At 51.0% G+C, this 14,909-nt stretch carries 20 protein-coding genes; 3 read left to right on the top strand and 17 right to left on the bottom strand.

Features of this window, described 5'->3' with window-relative positions; genetic code table 11:
- Positions 1 to 10 precede the first annotated feature (10 nt).
- Both R0I78_RS03440 and R0I78_RS03435 read right to left on the bottom strand, forming a co-directional pair.
- Complete coding sequence (locus R0I78_RS03440) at positions 11 to 523, bottom strand: lipocalin family protein (RefSeq protein WP_317074322.1); 513 nt, start codon at positions 521 to 523, stop codon at positions 11 to 13.
- Positions 524 to 526: 3 nt separating this feature from the next.
- Complete coding sequence (locus R0I78_RS03435) at positions 527 to 1,645, bottom strand: mechanosensitive ion channel family protein (RefSeq protein ID WP_317074321.1); 1,119 nt, start codon at positions 1,643 to 1,645, stop codon at positions 527 to 529.
- Between the two features lie 252 nt (positions 1,646 to 1,897).
- Between R0I78_RS03435 and R0I78_RS03430 the strand changes: the two genes are divergently transcribed.
- Complete coding sequence (locus tag R0I78_RS03430) at positions 1,898 to 2,446, top strand: OmpA family protein (protein ID WP_317074320.1); 549 nt, start codon at positions 1,898 to 1,900, stop codon at positions 2,444 to 2,446.
- A gap of 44 nt (positions 2,447 to 2,490) precedes the next feature.
- Here R0I78_RS03430 and R0I78_RS03425 read toward each other — a convergent pair whose 3' ends face one another.
- Both R0I78_RS03425 and R0I78_RS03420 read right to left on the bottom strand, forming a co-directional pair.
- Positions 2,491 to 2,664, bottom strand: coding sequence for a DUF1289 domain-containing protein (locus R0I78_RS03425; protein ID WP_317074319.1), 174 nt, complete (start codon positions 2,662 to 2,664; stop codon positions 2,491 to 2,493).
- Positions 2,661 to 3,020, bottom strand: a complete 360-nt coding sequence (locus R0I78_RS03420; protein WP_026344876.1) for a hypothetical protein — start codon at positions 3,018 to 3,020, stop codon at positions 2,661 to 2,663. The genes R0I78_RS03425 and R0I78_RS03420 overlap by 4 nt, the downstream gene beginning before the upstream one ends.
- A 140-nt stretch (positions 3,021 to 3,160) precedes the next feature.
- Here R0I78_RS03420 and R0I78_RS03415 point away from each other — a divergent pair, with 140 nt between their 5' ends.
- Complete coding sequence (locus tag R0I78_RS03415; RefSeq protein WP_317074318.1) at positions 3,161 to 3,841, top strand: ATP-binding protein; 681 nt, start codon at positions 3,161 to 3,163, stop codon at positions 3,839 to 3,841.
- On the opposite strand, the gene R0I78_RS03410 is transcribed toward R0I78_RS03415, so the two are convergent.
- Both R0I78_RS03410 and R0I78_RS03405 read right to left on the bottom strand, forming a co-directional pair.
- Positions 3,826 to 5,760: a methyl-accepting chemotaxis protein gene (locus R0I78_RS03410; RefSeq protein WP_317074317.1), complete on the bottom strand. Its 1,935-nt coding sequence runs from the start codon at positions 5,758 to 5,760 to the stop codon at positions 3,826 to 3,828. The genes R0I78_RS03415 and R0I78_RS03410 overlap by 16 nt on opposite strands.
- 169 nt (positions 5,761 to 5,929) lie before the next feature.
- Positions 5,930 to 6,988, bottom strand: a complete 1,059-nt coding sequence (locus tag R0I78_RS03405; protein ID WP_317074316.1) for a linear amide C-N hydrolase — start codon at positions 6,986 to 6,988, stop codon at positions 5,930 to 5,932.
- A gap of 487 nt (positions 6,989 to 7,475) precedes the next feature.
- Between R0I78_RS03405 and R0I78_RS03400 the strand changes: the two genes are divergently transcribed.
- A complete protein-coding gene (locus R0I78_RS03400) occupies positions 7,476 to 7,703 on the top strand; it encodes a hypothetical protein (protein WP_317074315.1) in 228 nt (75 codons plus the stop codon).
- Between the two features lie 19 nt (positions 7,704 to 7,722).
- Here R0I78_RS03400 and R0I78_RS03395 read toward each other — a convergent pair whose 3' ends face one another.
- From R0I78_RS03395 to R0I78_RS03345, 11 genes are all read right to left on the bottom strand, one after another.
- Positions 7,723 to 8,181: a DUF523 domain-containing protein gene (locus R0I78_RS03395; RefSeq protein ID WP_317074314.1), complete on the bottom strand. Its 459-nt coding sequence runs from the start codon at positions 8,179 to 8,181 to the stop codon at positions 7,723 to 7,725.
- A gap of 33 nt (positions 8,182 to 8,214) precedes the next feature.
- Entirely contained in the window at positions 8,215 to 8,556 is a 342-nt protein-coding gene (locus tag R0I78_RS03390) for a zinc ribbon domain-containing protein YjdM (RefSeq protein ID WP_395535318.1), read from the bottom strand.
- 142 nt (positions 8,557 to 8,698) lie between these two features.
- Positions 8,699 to 9,748, bottom strand: a complete 1,050-nt coding sequence (locus R0I78_RS03385; protein ID WP_317074313.1) for a biotin/lipoate A/B protein ligase family protein — start codon at positions 9,746 to 9,748, stop codon at positions 8,699 to 8,701.
- 46 nt (positions 9,749 to 9,794) lie between these two features.
- The gene (locus R0I78_RS03380; RefSeq protein WP_019935364.1) at positions 9,795 to 10,046 is read right to left on the bottom strand and encodes a TIGR03643 family protein; all 252 of its coding nucleotides are present in this window, start codon (positions 10,044 to 10,046) and stop codon (positions 9,795 to 9,797) included.
- 52 nt (positions 10,047 to 10,098) lie between these two features.
- Positions 10,099 to 10,431, bottom strand: a complete 333-nt coding sequence (locus R0I78_RS03375) for a hypothetical protein (RefSeq protein WP_019935365.1) — start codon at positions 10,429 to 10,431, stop codon at positions 10,099 to 10,101.
- A 152-nt stretch (positions 10,432 to 10,583) separates the two neighbouring features.
- The gene (locus R0I78_RS03370; RefSeq protein ID WP_019935366.1) at positions 10,584 to 11,027 is read right to left on the bottom strand and encodes a TM2 domain-containing protein; all 444 of its coding nucleotides are present in this window, start codon (positions 11,025 to 11,027) and stop codon (positions 10,584 to 10,586) included.
- A gap of 29 nt (positions 11,028 to 11,056) precedes the next feature.
- A complete protein-coding gene (locus tag R0I78_RS03365; protein ID WP_317074312.1) occupies positions 11,057 to 11,482 on the bottom strand; it encodes a hypothetical protein in 426 nt (141 codons plus the stop codon).
- A 183-nt stretch (positions 11,483 to 11,665) separates the two neighbouring features.
- Positions 11,666 to 12,607, bottom strand: coding sequence for a hypothetical protein (locus R0I78_RS03360; protein ID WP_317074311.1), 942 nt, complete (start codon positions 12,605 to 12,607; stop codon positions 11,666 to 11,668).
- A 139-nt stretch (positions 12,608 to 12,746) separates the two neighbouring features.
- The gene (locus R0I78_RS03355; RefSeq protein WP_317074310.1) at positions 12,747 to 13,334 is read right to left on the bottom strand and encodes a hypothetical protein; all 588 of its coding nucleotides are present in this window, start codon (positions 13,332 to 13,334) and stop codon (positions 12,747 to 12,749) included.
- A 106-nt stretch (positions 13,335 to 13,440) separates the two neighbouring features.
- The gene (locus R0I78_RS03350; protein ID WP_317074309.1) at positions 13,441 to 14,199 is read right to left on the bottom strand and encodes a hypothetical protein; all 759 of its coding nucleotides are present in this window, start codon (positions 14,197 to 14,199) and stop codon (positions 13,441 to 13,443) included.
- A 91-nt stretch (positions 14,200 to 14,290) separates the two neighbouring features.
- Positions 14,291 to 14,899 carry a type VI secretion system-associated protein TagO gene (locus R0I78_RS03345; RefSeq protein ID WP_081798247.1) on the bottom strand — a complete coding sequence of 203 codons (609 nt, stop codon included), beginning with the start codon at positions 14,897 to 14,899 and terminating at the stop codon, positions 14,291 to 14,293.
- Positions 14,900 to 14,909 lie beyond the last annotated feature (10 nt).

Genomic DNA, 14,909 nt, shown 5'->3' with positions numbered 1-14,909 from the left:
TTGGCATAAACTATTCCCGGTGAGATACAAAGATCAGCTTATTGGTATCAAAACCGGCGTCAGCGGCCTTTTCCAGCAAGGCTTGCTGCACCGCGGGATCCAGTTCAGGGGTGCGCGCCAGCAACCATAAATAGTCCCGGTTCAGGCCCGACACCAGCGCATGCTGATAGTCGTCATCCAGCGAAAACACCACATAAGCACCATAAAAAGGCCCGAAAAAAGACACCTTAAGGTGTGCCGTATCAGGGCTGTCTACAAAATAGGCCTTGCCCTCTGCTTCCTTCCATTCATTGTTTGCGGCATCAAAACCACGGTTAATCACTTTTACACCGCCATCATCACGCAGGCTGTACTCGGCGGTTACTTGCTCCAGCCCCCGCTCAAAACTGTGATCAAGCCGAGCAATTTCATACCAGGTGCCCAGATAGCAGTTAAGCTCAAAACCCGATACCGGGGTAATGCCATCCGGTTTGCCGGCACAAGCCGTCAGCAGTAACAGCAATGCAAATAACCCCTTGCGCATCCTTTATTCCTCTTGGTGTTGGTTGGTATTGGTTCTGGCCTGTTGAAGTTGCAGGTGTGGCACCGGAATATCAATGCCTGACTCGGCCAGCGCCACGCGAATGGACTCCAGCAACTCACAGGAAATGCGACCTTTCACTTCCACGTCCTGAGCACTGACCCACACCTGGGCACTCAGGATCTGGGCAGAGTCTGCCAGTTCTCGCATCTGCACTCTGGACGATAACATCTCATTATTAATGGCCCTGGGATGCGCCTGTAAAATAGGCATAATCACACTGCGCACCCGTGCTATGGGCTCGTTCAGCCCTACTCTCAGCGGAATGCGAATGCGGGTTGCGCCCTCGGCGCTGAAGTTCACAATATCTGACGTGGCCACACTGTCGTTGGGGATCATGGTGAACACATTGTCACGGGTGCGCAGCCAGGTGGTTCTGAAGGCAATCCGTACCACTCTGCCTTCCTGGCCATGAATACAAACCCAGTCGCCAATACGAAAAGGCCGCTCAATCAACAGCATAATGCCGGCAATAAAATTAGACAGCGTAGACTGAGCCGCAAAGCCCACCGCAATCCCCACTATGCCCAGACCGGCAATAATAGACAGCACATCAAACCCGAACTGCGCCATCACTGTAATGGCCCCCAGCGCCATTAATGTGACCGACAGGGTATTTTTACACAGCTGCACCAGTGAAGAGTCCAGATGACGGCGTGACAGGCGATTAATCAGGCCACGCGACAGCAGCGCCCACACCAGATAAAACGACAGCGCCATCAGGCCGGCACGGGCAGTGCCCTTTAACACGCCCTGCTCGGCACCAAACTGCGCCAGCACCGCCACCACCATGGCCAACCCCAGCAAATAGCGCAACAACACAATACCGGTACGAAACGGTGCCTCACCATGGCCAAGTCGCCCCAGCACCCAGCGCAGCACAGTGCGGCCCAGCATATACAGAATGCCAAACAGCAGCACTATCATCAGGGTTACCAGCAGCTGGCCAACACCATAGATAAGCAGCTCCTGCCAGTTCAGCCCTTCCAGTCCCAGGGCTTCTCCGGTTTCATGCAGGCTCTTTTCAAACTGTTGCCACAGCAGTGCTATGTCCTGTTCATTCATGTAGTTACCCTCAGGAAAGGCAATAAACGCCTGTCAAAAAATATAGCAGCCAGGGCCAAAAGCTGTGTCAAACGAATCGCCACCGACGAGTTTTGTCAGACTGAATATCAAAAAACCGACAAATTTTTATTACAGCTTCTACACTGAAGTGGCTGCAGGTTTGCTGGCTGCAGCATGTGGCAAGGATTAAATAACAAGGATCGACAGCAGCAAGTGCTTGATTGAAAACAGTGATTAATCCGAGGTGTGATAATGAAAATGCTGAAAAAAGCTCCCCTGGCCGTAGTAATTGGTGCCACGCTTCTGCCTGCTCTGGCCATGGCCAACATGCACGGCGGCCATTCCATTGGCCCAAGCGAAGGGGACCGTGAGTTTGCTCTCTCGGGCACCGGTGAAAGCAGCAAGGATTTCGACAGCGGCAGCGCTGGTGTAAGTGGTGATTATGGCTGGTATCTGACCGATAAAACCCTGGTGGGTTTACGTCAGGGCGTAAGCTACGCCAGTGTTGAGAATGGCAGTGACGAATGGAGAGGAAGCACCAGCGTGTTTGCTGACTACCACTTCGGTCAGGGCGCTGCCCGTCCGTTTGTGGGTGCGTCTTTGGGTGGAAAATATGGTGACGGCGTCAATGATACCGGCATTGCCGGTCTGGAAGTCGGTCTCAAGTATTATGTGCTGCCTTCCACCTTCGTACAGGCCCGCGCTGAATACCAGTTCCTGTTTGATGATGGCGACAGCGCCGAAAACAACTTTGACGACGGTGCCTGGGCCTACACCATTGGTATGGGTCTTAACTTCTAAGCACACAGCTATCAAAGCAAAGCAGCCCTTTCCGGGCTGCTTTTTTATTGTGTAAACCCTTGTTTGCGCTCGGCACAGCGCTCAATAATGGTCTGTTTCTCAGTGTCAGGCTTTTCTTGCCAGCCGGCAATCTCATCCACATGACGAAAGCAACCGGCGCACACTCTGTCGTCATTCAGCTTGCAGTAACCAATGCAGGGGCTGGCTACCGCACTCATTCCGCCACCCGCTCCATCACCACATTCACCAGCCCATTGCCCTTCATCAAGGTAGTCTCGTTAACGATGGTCCAGACCTCTTCCTGACCGTCTTTTACAAACACCAGATATTGCTTGCCCGCCGACTCACGCACCAGAATGTCATCAAAATACGTGCGCTCACCATTGTGCTCCATATAGTCTTTGCCAATCACGATCTGCTCACTGCCCACCAGGCCGGAAAAGTCACTCATCAGCTGCGACATCATCTCGTTGGAGGAGTCGGCACGGGTTTCATACACCCCTTCATAGCCATGGTCACAGCCAGACAGCAGAACCAGCAGGGCTGCACAGGCCATATATTTTATTGGTTTCATTATCAAATCACCGGCGAGTTAAAAATGCCTATGATGCCCATGGCCGCCTGAAAAACAAGATCTGTGCATGGCAGACATGCTCATCTCCTTATAATTGATTACAGTATGGTGTATCGGCTCCACCAACAACACAAAACGCCATGAAACAAAAACTGCTTATGTCCTGGAGCAGCGGAAAGGACAGCGCCTGGGCCCTGCATCAGCTGCAGCAAAACGCAGACTATGAAGTAGCCGGACTCTTTACCACGGTCAACCAGGCATTTGAGCGGGTAGCCATGCACGGTGTGCGCACCACTCTGCTGCAACAACAGGCCGATGCCATGGGCCTGCCACTGGAGATCATTCCCCTGCCCTGGCCCTGCAGCAATGAAGATTATCAGCAGCTGATGGGTAATTTTGTTGCCCGGGCCAAAGCACAGCATATTAGCGCCTTTGGCTTTGGCGATTTATTGCTGGAAGACGTGCGCCAATACCGGGAAGACCGGCTGGCCAACAGCGGCATTGAGGCGGTATTTCCCATCTGGCATACCCCAACCGACACCCTGCCTCACAACATGCTTCAAAACGGCATGCGCGCTGTGATCACCTGCCTGGACCCGAACAAGGTGCCAAGAGAGTTTGCCGGCCGTGAGCTAACGGCTGAGCTGCTGGCCCAGCTGCCAGAAGGCACCGATCTCAGTGGCGAAAACGGCGAGTTTCACACTTTTGTGTTTGACGGCCCCATGTTTAAAAAACAGGTTGCCATTACACCGGGAGACATAGTGGAGCGGGACGGCTTTGTTTTTGCCGATTTTTTGCCGGCGCGCTACACCTTAAACTGACTCACCAGAGCGCGCAGGTGCTCGGCACGCTGCTGCAGCTCACCAATGGCCGCCAGCTGCTGCTCGGCATTATGATGGATGCCGGAAGCACTGTCGGAAATAACATGAGCCGACTGGTTAATATGCTCGGCCACCGCGCCCTGCTCTTCCGTGGCGGCTGCCACCTGATGACTGCCGGAGCTGATGGCCTCAAAGCGCTGCTGAATGCTGGCAAGCGCCCGGGCCGACTGCTCGGTGCTTTCTGCCACTCGCTGGCTGCTTTCGGTGCCTTCCCGAATGGCTGCCGTAGACTGACGCGCCGTTTGCTGCAGCCGGCCAATTTGCTCGGAAATTTCCTGGGTGGAAGCCTGGGTGCGCTGCGCCAGACTGCGCACCTCATCGGCCACCACGGCAAAGCCACGGCCCTGCTCACCGGCGCGGGCCGCTTCAATGGCGGCATTCAGCGCCAGCAGGTTGGTCTGCTCGGAAATGGCGTTAATCACTTCCACCACAGAGTTAATGGCATCGGCCTGATCTGCAAAGTCGTTAATGGTGGCTTCAATGTCGGTCATCACCCGGTTGAGCTGGGCCATGGTCTGGGTGGTGAGCGCCATATTCGCATTGGTGCTGCCGGCTTCACCCACGGCAGCTTCGGTGTCGGTGGCAGTGCGCTGGGCAATGCCAGATACTTCCGTGACCGTTTGGCCCATTTCAGTAATGGCGGTGGCCACTTGTTCGGTTTGACCGCGCTGTACGTCGGTGGCTCTGAAGGTATCGTCCGCCAGGTCGGCCAGCTGCTCAATACCACTTTTCATGGCGGTTTCGGTGGCCTTGATTTCTGCCACCAGCTCACGGATTTTACCAATAATGGCGTTAAAACCATGAGCCAGGTGCCCCAGCTCATTGTCGTGGCTGTCATCCAGCCGGGTGGTCAAGTCGCCGCCGTTACCGGACATATTCAGCAAATCGTCACCCACACGACGAATGGCCTTGCCCAGCGCCCGGGCAAACAGCACCGTAATCACCACAAATACCGCCGCCAGCAGCACACTCACCAGCACGGAAGAAGAAATGGCCCCGTTAATGGCACCACTTATCTCCGCCGCCGGCAGCACCGCCACCAGCTTGAGGCCAGTTGCCTCAATGGCCTGAGTGGCAAGGTACACATCCTCTCCGTTAAAGCCGGTTTGCTGAAACTCAAAACCGGCTTCACTGCCGCCAAGCAGCTGCTTCACCGGCTCAAACCCGGCCAGGGCGCTTACCTGCTTGCCCACCAGCTCCGATTTGGGGTGAGCGTTAATCACGCCATTGCCATCCACCAGAAACAGATAGCCGTTTTCACCCAGGCGATAACCCGAGATAAGATCAACCACTGCCGATACGTCCTGACCCATGCCGGCGGCCCCCACACGCTTGCCGTCAATTTCTACCACCGAGTTTACAAACAGGGTCAGTTTGCCGGTGCGCTCGTCCGGATCCAGGTTCAGCGCCCGCTGCTGGTTGCTGTTAATAAAGGTGTAATACCAGTTATCGAGCGGATCGGACTGAGAAATCTGCTTGAACACGCCCGCATCGGTGTAATAGGTGCTGGTTTCGCCTGAAACCCAAAACAGGGTAGAAGCGCCGGTATACTGCTGCTGCTCTCTGAAAAAGCTCATCACGCTGCCATGCATGGGAGAGGCACTTTCGCCCTCACGCATCCAGTCGTGCACCAGGCCGTTGGCAGCCAGATTATCAGACAGCAAAATAGTGGGCAGCAGCTCGGCGCGCACCTGCTCAGCCACCTTGCCCACACTGTTGGGCAGATATTCGCTTTCGGTTTTGCCGTAATACAGCCCGGAAAACCGCTCCACGTTAATAACGGTAGACACCAGCGTCAGTACTGCCAAAGACAGCGTAACAAAAGCAATAAGAATGGTGGTTAACTTGAACTTGTGCATGCCGGCTCCAGGCGGTGTAGTGCTTAGACTTTAGTCTTATCGGCAGTATGAGCATAAAACTGTAGGGCAAATACTGACCGGTTGGTCAGGAGCGGCATGCTAAAGGAATCAATTAAGGCGGGCAAGAACAAAATTCATCCGGTCCGGCCGGTGCCGATCCGGATTAAGCTTATACCCCCAGAAAGGTAAAGGGCTTGGCTTCCTTAAGCTGATCATTGGCCATGCCTGAATAAATATTCTGTTGCTCAACGCCTAAATCAAGCTTAAGTACCTTGCCGGCGTCGGCAGAAAAATCCAGGCGGTTAAGATCGAGCCAAAACACATTGGGAGTCAGAGCCGATTCAAAAAAGTAGAGTTTGCGTTTTTGATCCGACACGGTTTTCCAGCGGGTGGATGAAATATTGGGCTGATCCGGCGTGCTGATGCCATAAGGCACAGAGACGTTATTAATCACACTGAATACGCTGGCAATGGTTTTTTTGGCATCCGCTGTTTTAGGAATGGCGTTCACATAAAAGGCCGCGCGGGCAAACCTGTCGGCGGCGCGGTTGGTGCCCGGCAGCATCACGGTTCCCCCCACTTCCTGCCAGTAGGAAGACAGCGCCAGCTGCTGATCATAAGCGGGTGAATTGGTCATTACCTGATAACGCTTGTCATGGTGAATAACCTGCCTGCCATCAATATATTCAATGATGGCGCTGTCTCCGCTGGCATCGGAAATAGACAAATGCAGCGTGGCCAGGCGGTTTTCTCCGGGCACAAAATCGGTGATCAGGGTAAACGGCTCCTGCTGCAACACCGCTACCGCTTCCTCTACACTGGCAAAGTTATCCAGCACATACTGCGCCCAGGCCGCTAACGACAAACCAGGCTTGCTGTTATCCCGCTCAGGATATTCAGACTCCACCAGCCACAGCACATTGGCGACCAGGCCGGCTTCGTTCATGCCGTCTGTGGTGGCAATATCATAGCCACTGGCAATCACACTGCCATATTTGGAGGTCCAGGTCAGAGAATCAGGGCCGGCTTCACCACTGCGGGACATGCCTCGCGGAAACACCCATAAATTAGTGCCAACATCGGTTTTCCAGTCCATGGAGCGTGCCGTAATAACCTGTTCATCGGCACCGTGATACACAAAACGCGTGCAGGCATGAACACTGCCTGCCAGCACGGGTAACAAAATGGCGGCACTCACAGCAAAGATTTTGCGGGCTTTTAAAGACATGATTAACTCCGTTTAATTTTTACCCGGGAAACATTATCCGTTGTTACACTACTTTAATGTTAATTACTGACCGCCGTTTCACTCTGCTGCAGCCATGGCATTAGCGCAGCGGCTGTTGCCGGGCCAACGGATGAAACCCACTGGCAACTCACTCCCTATCTCTGGGCTGCCGGGCTGAATGCCAATCTTTCTCCGTTTCGCCGGGCACCTGAGCTGAGCACGCAACAATCATTTTCCGACATCATCGACAATCTTAATGCTGGCGGCTTTATCAACCTTTGGGTGCGTCACAACCGGTTGGTATTTTTTGGTGATGCCATGTTTACCGACACCAGTAACAGGGAAGCCGTGGGACCATTGCCCGCCATGCAATTACCGGGCTTCAGCGTGACCATTCCGGCAGGAGCCAGCACTTCTGCCCGCCTCGACAGCCAGCAATGGTCGGCAACCCTGCTGGGCGGCTCCCATTGTTGCTGCCCGCGTTCAGGTGCGAGCCAGCGAGCAGCTTTCTTTACTGGTGCAGGGGGATATTGGCGGACATGCCGGCAAGGCCGACAGCACCTGGTCGTTACTGGCGGCAGTCCGCTATCAGTTGCCGTCGCAGTTATCCGTGCTTGCCGGCTATAAGGTGATCGACGTGGACTACCACCATGATGACTATATTTACAACGCCAGGCTGGGCGGCCCTGCTATTGGCCTGAGTTACCGTTTTTAACTGCACAACAAATGCCTGGTTAAGGTGAACGCAGACATTGTTTGAGCTCGGCCACGTTATGCTGACTGAACACCTGAATGCCATGCCGGCGCAACAGCGCAGTGGTAACGCCCTGCCCCGCTATTTTGGTGCCGGAAAAACGACCGTCATAAATCACACTGCTGCCACAGGAGGGGCTGGCTTCAGCCAGAATGGCAACGCGAATATGGTGCGCCCGGCAAAACGCCAGCGTTTGTTCAGCACCACGCACAAAGGCGTCTGTGCAAACAACCCCAGTATTATCCATTACCCGGGCATGAGCGGTTAACTCGGCCGGCGCTCTGGGCACCGGCAAACCGCCGGCCACTTCCGGGCACAGGGTTTTAATGCAAAAGTGCTGTTTAAGCCAGTCCAGATCCTGGGGCTGCAGCCCCAGGCTTTTGCCGTTATAGCGTACCGGCGCGCCCATCAAGCAGGCGCTCACAAGAATATTTTCCATAAAAAAAGCCGCCTGTTACGGCGGCCTCATGCATCAGGCTTTTTTTACAAAGGCGGCGGTGACCATCATCTCGCCCACGCCGTCTACCTTGCAGTCCAGCTCGTGATCCTTGGCATCCACAATGCGGCGGATTAACGCCTTGGTGCCAATTTTAATCACCATGGAGCTGCCCTTCACTTTCAGATCCTTCGCCACGGTAATGCGATCCCCTTCCTGCAGCAGGGTGCCGTTGGCATCCTTGGCAGTAATGGGCGCATCTTCGGCGGCCACTTCCGCAGGGTTCCACTCATGACCACACTCGGGGCAGATCAGCTGCGCCTGATCCTGATAAACATATTCGGAATTGCACTGGGGGCAAGGAGGTAAAGACATAATTCGCTTCTTCTTTAACGTGATTTTGCCGGCTATTCTACCCGTTATTTCCCGACTTTTCGAGTGGGTTTAAACTTGCCCGACGTTCGCGTTATTTGGCAGCAATAATCACACTACTTCGAGCAAGATTTATACACTTGGCCGTTCAGCTCACCTTATATAACCACTCTTCAGTGAGAAACTTGCTCGACACCAGAGCTTTGGCTGCTTCCAGCTCCTGCGGCAAATAACTGCCGGCCTGAGTCTGATACAGCTCGGCAAAATGGCTGATAAAGGATTCAATAATGGCCTGACGCTCCAGCCCGGTCTGGCTGCGCATGGGATCCACCCGCTTGTTGGCGCTGGTAATGCCCTTGTCCGACAGTTTCTCACGACCGGTGCGCAGCACCTGCAGCATTTTGCTGGCGTCTATGTCGTAGGCCAGAGTGGCATGGTGCACCAGCACGCCATTGGCAAAGCGCTTTTGCGCCGCGCCGCCAATCTTGCCCTTGTCGGAAGCAATATCATTCAGCGGCACATAACGGGCCCTGATGCCCACCTTGTTTAGCGCGCCCAGCACCCAGGCATCCAGCTGCTGATAAGACTGCTCAATGTTAACCCCGTCCACCAGCGACGTGGGCACGGTAAGCGAATAAGTAATGCAGTTGCCCGGCTCCATAAACATGGCCCCGCCCCCGGTAACACGGCGCACCACCTGCACCCCGTGCTCGGCGGCGGCGTCCATATCCACCTCGTTCTTTACCGACTGAAACGAGCCGATCACCACCACCGAATCGCTCCAGTCCCAAAAGCGCAGCGTGGGTTTGCGCAGGCCGGTGCCCACGGAATGAGCCAGCACTTCGTCCAGCGCCACATGCTCCGCCGCCGGCAGGCAGACCGGGGCAATAACCTCAAATTTATGATCCAGCCAGCTGCTGGCCTTGCCCAGCGCCCGGCGCACCGCCGTGGCCACCGCCTCGGCAGAAAAGCCGAACATCATTACATCGTCATTCAATGCCGCGTTAATGGCGGCCGCAAGCGTCTGGTGGCTGGCAGTCACCGGCATGCCGGTAAGTGCCTGGTTAATGCAGTCCAGCGCCGACTCCGGCTCCAGAAAAAAATCACCGGAAATGCTCACGTGCGCAAGGCAATCCTGCTCAACCTCAACGTCGGCCACCACCAGTTTGCCGCCCGGCACCTTGAATTCTCCGTGCATGACACCACCCTTCAGATAAAAAATCAGTGTAACAAAACTCTGTGCATTAACGGTGCTTGTATTGCGTGGGGCAATAGCCCCGGCTCACATCCGGGCTGCGCAGTTTGAGATGCTTGGTGGCACGCCCCGACACCCGCGCACGCCACACCCTGAAACTGCCAGGCTTTAGCTGCCGGCGCATAAATCGAATCACCTCCGCCTCACCAAGGCCAAACTGCAACTCAATGGCCTCAAAGGGAGTGCGGTCTTCCCAGGCCATTTCAATGATTCTGGATTCGTCTTCTTGGGTTAATGCCATAACAACACCTGATAAAAATATGTTGCCGTTCATGACCCAGGCAGCAGGGTTTCTATTTCATCACCCGTCGTTGTTTAACCTTGCGACGAAAGTCCTGCCAGATATCCATTAATGTGCTTAAAAACCCCCAGACGGCGAGCGAAACAAAGGTGCCTATAAAAAGTTTAACTGGCCAGCTGTCATCACGTCTGCCCAGGCTGACAACCATACCGCCATGATAAAAAAAGTCGTAAGCCAACGCCCCTGCAATAAACAAAAGAAAAATGCTGATGCAAAGTGCATATTGATGTTCGGCAACAGCGGAATCCCAGGCTTCTGTTCTGGATAATGTTCTGATTTTTTTTCCTTTTGCATTCCTTTCAAACCGCTTTCTTTTGGTATTCATAACAGCATTGCTTACTAAATCAGAGATTTATCTTACCCAACGATGTTCTGACGAACAGACTGTTGAAACACATTTTTTACCGCGCCGAATTACAAGGCAAAAGTAACAAGTTGGCTGCGACCTTAAAGCAGCTGCAGCCAATTTCGTTAACATCAGAACCAGGGTTTATAGCCTGTTACATACGTCTGCTCAAACTCTTCATCAGACTTAACCAGGTAAAGTATGAACTCCACAAATGCGATAATCCCAATCACCAATGAAGGAAAACCAAGCAGAATAAACCCAAACAGGAACACCAGTAACATGATGGCACCCTGCTTGTTATATCCCAGATAAAACTTGTGTGCCCCAAATGCACCAAGGAAGAAGGCAAACAAGGCCGCAGCAATTTTCTTTGATGATGCACTATTGGTGGCCGGCTCGGCATAAATGGCCTCTGCAGCATCGCCGTTAGCAAAAAAATCAACCCTGTTACCTGCTCTGGGAAGCTGACTGCCCTTCCATTCCTTTATCTCAAAGTTGTATCTGTTATCGTCGTCTCCCGAGATAATGCCTGAGCGACTTTCTTCATTAAAATCAAGGATTTTACCTTTCATACCAGACTCCATTGTTAAAAAATATTTATTCATGAGTACCGCAACTGGTAACCACAGAGCGGGAATAATCCAGCATCACTAATATATCGCGCACTAATTTTATCCGGATCATCGGGAAGCGACTTCATCGAGTTCAATATGAAGTTAGCGTGATCAAAGTCTTCAATCCTTTGCTCTTTTTCACCCCAAAGGAGCAAAAAACGCGCAACATTACTATCTATAACATACTCATGCTTATTATCGATTTCACGTACAGTCGCAATAGCCGCATCCGCTCCGAGAGTATTGTAATGATATTCAGCCCTGCACAGCAAATCATTGATGCGCTCATTACTATTGCAAGCAGGCAGAAAGATTAAAAGAGGGATAAAAATATAATTTACAGTAGTGTATGTAGTATGGTAACTCCTAAGTTTTGAGTAGTCGCTCATAGCTGAATAAATTGATAATGCCACGTTAAGGCGTGAGTGAATATGCGCCAAAATTAGAGCGAATTCGACAATGAAAATCGTCTAGGAGTTCATAATTTTCCCGTAAGGTAATAACGCTTGCCGTAAACGGCACAAAATAGCAGGCTAAAATTTGCGACGAAGGAGCACAGCCTGCTGTTTTGTGTCCGGTGCGACGCTTTGTTATGTCTATTTTTGATACTGTTCATCAATTTCTTCAGCAATTTGTGTGAAGCCTGCATGCTCATTGCGTAGATATGACCAGTATATCCGAGCATCTGGTTCTTCCATTGATTCACTGCTTCCCGCGAAATAGCCTTCTAATCGCTCTATTGCATGAAAGTATTGGTCAAGATCGAATTTGGTATATTCGCTAAGCTCATTTCGCTCTTCTAGAGCGCTTTGGAATTTTTCATACGTTTCTCTTAGCATCCGAAGGTTAGATCGTCCAAACTCCCGGTCGCCTGGCGAATGAGCCCAAATGCCTTGGCCTATTTTTTCGAAAAAGTAACCCATCGCCGACGGGAATACATCTCGAAGTAGTGAACTCTTAAACCTTTTCTTATGCATCCTATCGGCCTCTGCAAGTTTATCTGCGATTACCGTGTACCCCGAGATCACTTCAGCTAGTTGACTTTTCACCATGGCTGGAATGTCGACATTGACCACATCGAAGTTTCTATGTTCGGAATGCCGCAGTAGGTCGAAGCCGTGTTTTGACATCGACATTCTGGATATATAGTTATAGAAACGTTCGCCCTTCTGATTCTGCTTGGTAGGGTGCCCTATAGACGCGTTACGTATACCTCTTATTTCCATCAGAGTAGGCGAAGGATTCAACTGAATGTCGAATGCCTCACTCAAGTGACGCAGGGCATCTTGCTGCAAAAAAAGAGACTGAAGCAAACCGTACGTGTAAATGTATTGGAGCCCAGAATCCTTTGGGAATTCGCTCGCTCCATACGAGCCTATTGCGAACATCGTGTCACCAATAACGTCAAGCGAGCTACATATCTGATTCCAATTCGACGAATCTTGTAGCAAATCGACTTGATAACGATGGGTATTGATGTGATCTCGAATAACCTTCTCAAGGTCACCAACTTGACTTATTAAAGATCCGAGTTCCACTTGGTGACTGACTCCTCTTCTGCTTGTAGACATAACGCCGCAATTACCCGAGCCGAAAGTGGCGCGGATTTGTGTTATAAGCGTAGCGTACACAAAGCCGCGACGCTTTTGGCTTCGGGTACATTGCTTTGTTAGAAGCCTATTTCAGTAAATCTTCAGTTCTAAGAAACTTACGTATAGCAGCCTCTAGCTCGGTCTTCACCGTGTCCAGCCGAGCAAAAGCCTCGTGCTTCTTTTGACGGCTTTCGTGGTCTTTTTTAAACCCCTCAACAGCATTTTTTACTTCGTTAAATGCGTCAATAGAACGCTCATGCAGTTCTAAAATTTTCTCAGGAAGAAGAATTCGTATTCTTCCCTCTTTCTCGGACCATTGCAAAAGAAACTGATCTAGGCCTGCATCAAAATCATCTTGGGTAAAAGTAATTGAACCGTCCGGATGCCTATGCGCATCAGCATCGCATGCGTGTTGACATAACCTATAGTGCTTGTAATACGCATTGTAGTAATCCAGAATTTGGTCAAGGTAATTTTCGTAACTCGATTTTGCTAAGCTAAGCTCCTGCTTGTAAGACTCAAGCTTGTGCAATAGAGCATTTTGCTCTTTTTGCAATATTCGCTTTTGCAAAAGCACACCCAGCCAGGTGACTAGTGCAGTAATCAATGCTATAGCTCCACCAAAAGCCAGTAGCATTTCCTCAACTATTTTTATTATCTCAATCTCGCTCATAACTCTGATTTTTGTGACCTTCTAACGCCGCCAACACGCGCAGCTTTGTAGTGAAGGCGAAGCCGTAACGAAGAAGCTGTCGCCGTGCATGGCCTTGTTATGCATTTTAGCAATTAAAAACATGCCACTGACCACTCATGTATCTAACTCCCTTGCCATTCAAAGTAATCCATACCCCTGTTATAGGCTCAGGTAATTTTGGTGGAATATTCGGAACCGGCATCTCACTAAAAAAATAAGATTCAACGCTCCAAGGTGCGCCACCAAGAACAATCGGAATAAAGGCATGCTTTTCTTTTGCGCTAGAGTTTCGAAGTTTCTTTACAACATCAGCCTTATCATCGCTGCTTAAAAACTTGCTCACCCAACCGACTACATCATTACCACTTTGACTGACTGGGCCGCCTCCCCCATCCATGGTCAAATGAGCATTACTACTTCCCGCTTCTCGATACATGTACAAGGAAGTTATTCCAAAACCATCCAAGGCGTTGAATAACTCTGCGTTAAAGCGCCTTAGCTGCCAATCAACAGGTGTATATTCTGTAAGACCTAAATCTTCACATTGTCCTATAATATTGGCAATACCTCGATTGAGCGATTTAATGTTCGCAGATCTCTTAATAGAGACAATCCAATCACCTGCTGAGTTAACCTTAAGGGGGCCTTTTGCTGGGCCAACATTCCATGTTTCAGTTGCGACAGGATCGACTGCGCCAACACATTCAATAGCATATTCAGGAGCGTTCTTTGATCCTATCCTAAGATCATACATTCCAGATTCAGAACCATCATCATGGACTTCAACTATCTCGCCCAGCTCATTGGCAACAATTTGCTTAGCCCAATCCTCGACAGTGCTCAATGCTCAGTGCCTCCTAATGCATAACGCCGCCAGCAGGGGCAGACAAAACGCGCAGCGGTTTGGCTGTCCCTCTGGCTGGCCTTGTTAAGCATTACCAACTGCAAGTTTCCCGAAGTGGTTTAATTGCATTCTCTAAACCAGCGGTATTAAAAATAGCTGTAACAGGACTCTCATTATAGGGAGTTACCTGAGCTACCAATTTTGGTGAAGTTAGCATTTCTTTTAAGAAGGGTATCGGTTTACGATGAAAAGATGCCTTTTTATCAGTGGACATGCTCCACCTTTGCGTGACTGCTTTGTTATCGCCGACTCGCGTAAGTACGTCCGCTTCACTACCAAGATAATCATTCCACCCTATGTAAAGGTCTGTAGAATTACTTTGGCATCTTGCGACTAGAAAGACAGGATTACCCCATCTATTTTTGCCCGAATCTGCATCCAGGACTAATGTAACAGTCTTTGAGTCATCAATTGGGTTTACATCTACAGAGACTTTCCATTTTCCTTTGCCTTCTATAGACGTTGGCTGAACTTGCCGACCATCAAGATTCTTCTTTTTTGCCAAATTGTCAAAGCACTCTAAGCGAGCCAAGTCCCCGTCAATAACAGCGCATTTAGCGTATTCTTTATCGTCTATTGCTGAGATAGCTTGGCCAGAAAAGGCAAATACAGCTACCAATAGAATAATTTTCTTGAGCATACTTCGATAT

The sequence above is a fragment of the Oceanimonas sp. CAM02 genome, from assembly GCF_032842915.1.
Classification (GTDB): domain Bacteria; phylum Pseudomonadota; class Gammaproteobacteria; order Enterobacterales; family Aeromonadaceae; genus Oceanimonas; species Oceanimonas smirnovii.
This window is presented reverse-complemented; position numbering and strand designations above follow the sequence as displayed.

Bases quoted from the DNA above. Each gene is read 5' to 3' on its own strand.
- R0I78_RS03440 (WP_317074322.1), bottom strand. From the start codon at position 523: ATGCGCAAGGGGTTATTTGCATTGCTGTTACTGCTGACGGCTTGTGCC.
- R0I78_RS03435 (WP_317074321.1), bottom strand. From the start codon at position 1,645: ATGAATGAACAGGACATAGCACTGCTGTGGCAACAGTTTGAAAAGAGC.
- R0I78_RS03430 (WP_317074320.1), top strand. From the start codon at position 1,898: ATGAAAATGCTGAAAAAAGCTCCCCTGGCCGTAGTAATTGGTGCCACG.
- R0I78_RS03425 (WP_317074319.1), bottom strand. From the start codon at position 2,664: ATGAGTGCGGTAGCCAGCCCCTGCATTGGTTACTGCAAGCTGAATGAC.
- R0I78_RS03420 (WP_026344876.1), bottom strand. From the start codon at position 3,020: ATGAAACCAATAAAATATATGGCCTGTGCAGCCCTGCTGGTTCTGCTG.
- R0I78_RS03415 (WP_317074318.1), top strand. From the start codon at position 3,161: ATGAAACAAAAACTGCTTATGTCCTGGAGCAGCGGAAAGGACAGCGCC.
- R0I78_RS03410 (WP_317074317.1), bottom strand. From the start codon at position 5,760: ATGCACAAGTTCAAGTTAACCACCATTCTTATTGCTTTTGTTACGCTG.
- R0I78_RS03405 (WP_317074316.1), bottom strand. From the start codon at position 6,988: ATGTCTTTAAAAGCCCGCAAAATCTTTGCTGTGAGTGCCGCCATTTTG.
- R0I78_RS03395 (WP_317074314.1), bottom strand. From the start codon at position 8,181: ATGGAAAATATTCTTGTGAGCGCCTGCTTGATGGGCGCGCCGGTACGC.
- R0I78_RS03385 (WP_317074313.1), bottom strand. From the start codon at position 9,748: ATGCACGGAGAATTCAAGGTGCCGGGCGGCAAACTGGTGGTGGCCGAC.
- R0I78_RS03380 (WP_019935364.1), bottom strand. From the start codon at position 10,046: ATGGCATTAACCCAAGAAGACGAATCCAGAATCATTGAAATGGCCTGG.
- R0I78_RS03375 (WP_019935365.1), bottom strand. From the start codon at position 10,431: ATGAATACCAAAAGAAAGCGGTTTGAAAGGAATGCAAAAGGAAAAAAA.
- R0I78_RS03370 (WP_019935366.1), bottom strand. From the start codon at position 11,027: ATGAAAGGTAAAATCCTTGATTTTAATGAAGAAAGTCGCTCAGGCATT.
- R0I78_RS03355 (WP_317074310.1), bottom strand. From the start codon at position 13,334: ATGAGCGAGATTGAGATAATAAAAATAGTTGAGGAAATGCTACTGGCT.
- R0I78_RS03345 (WP_081798247.1), bottom strand. From the start codon at position 14,899: ATGCTCAAGAAAATTATTCTATTGGTAGCTGTATTTGCCTTTTCTGGC.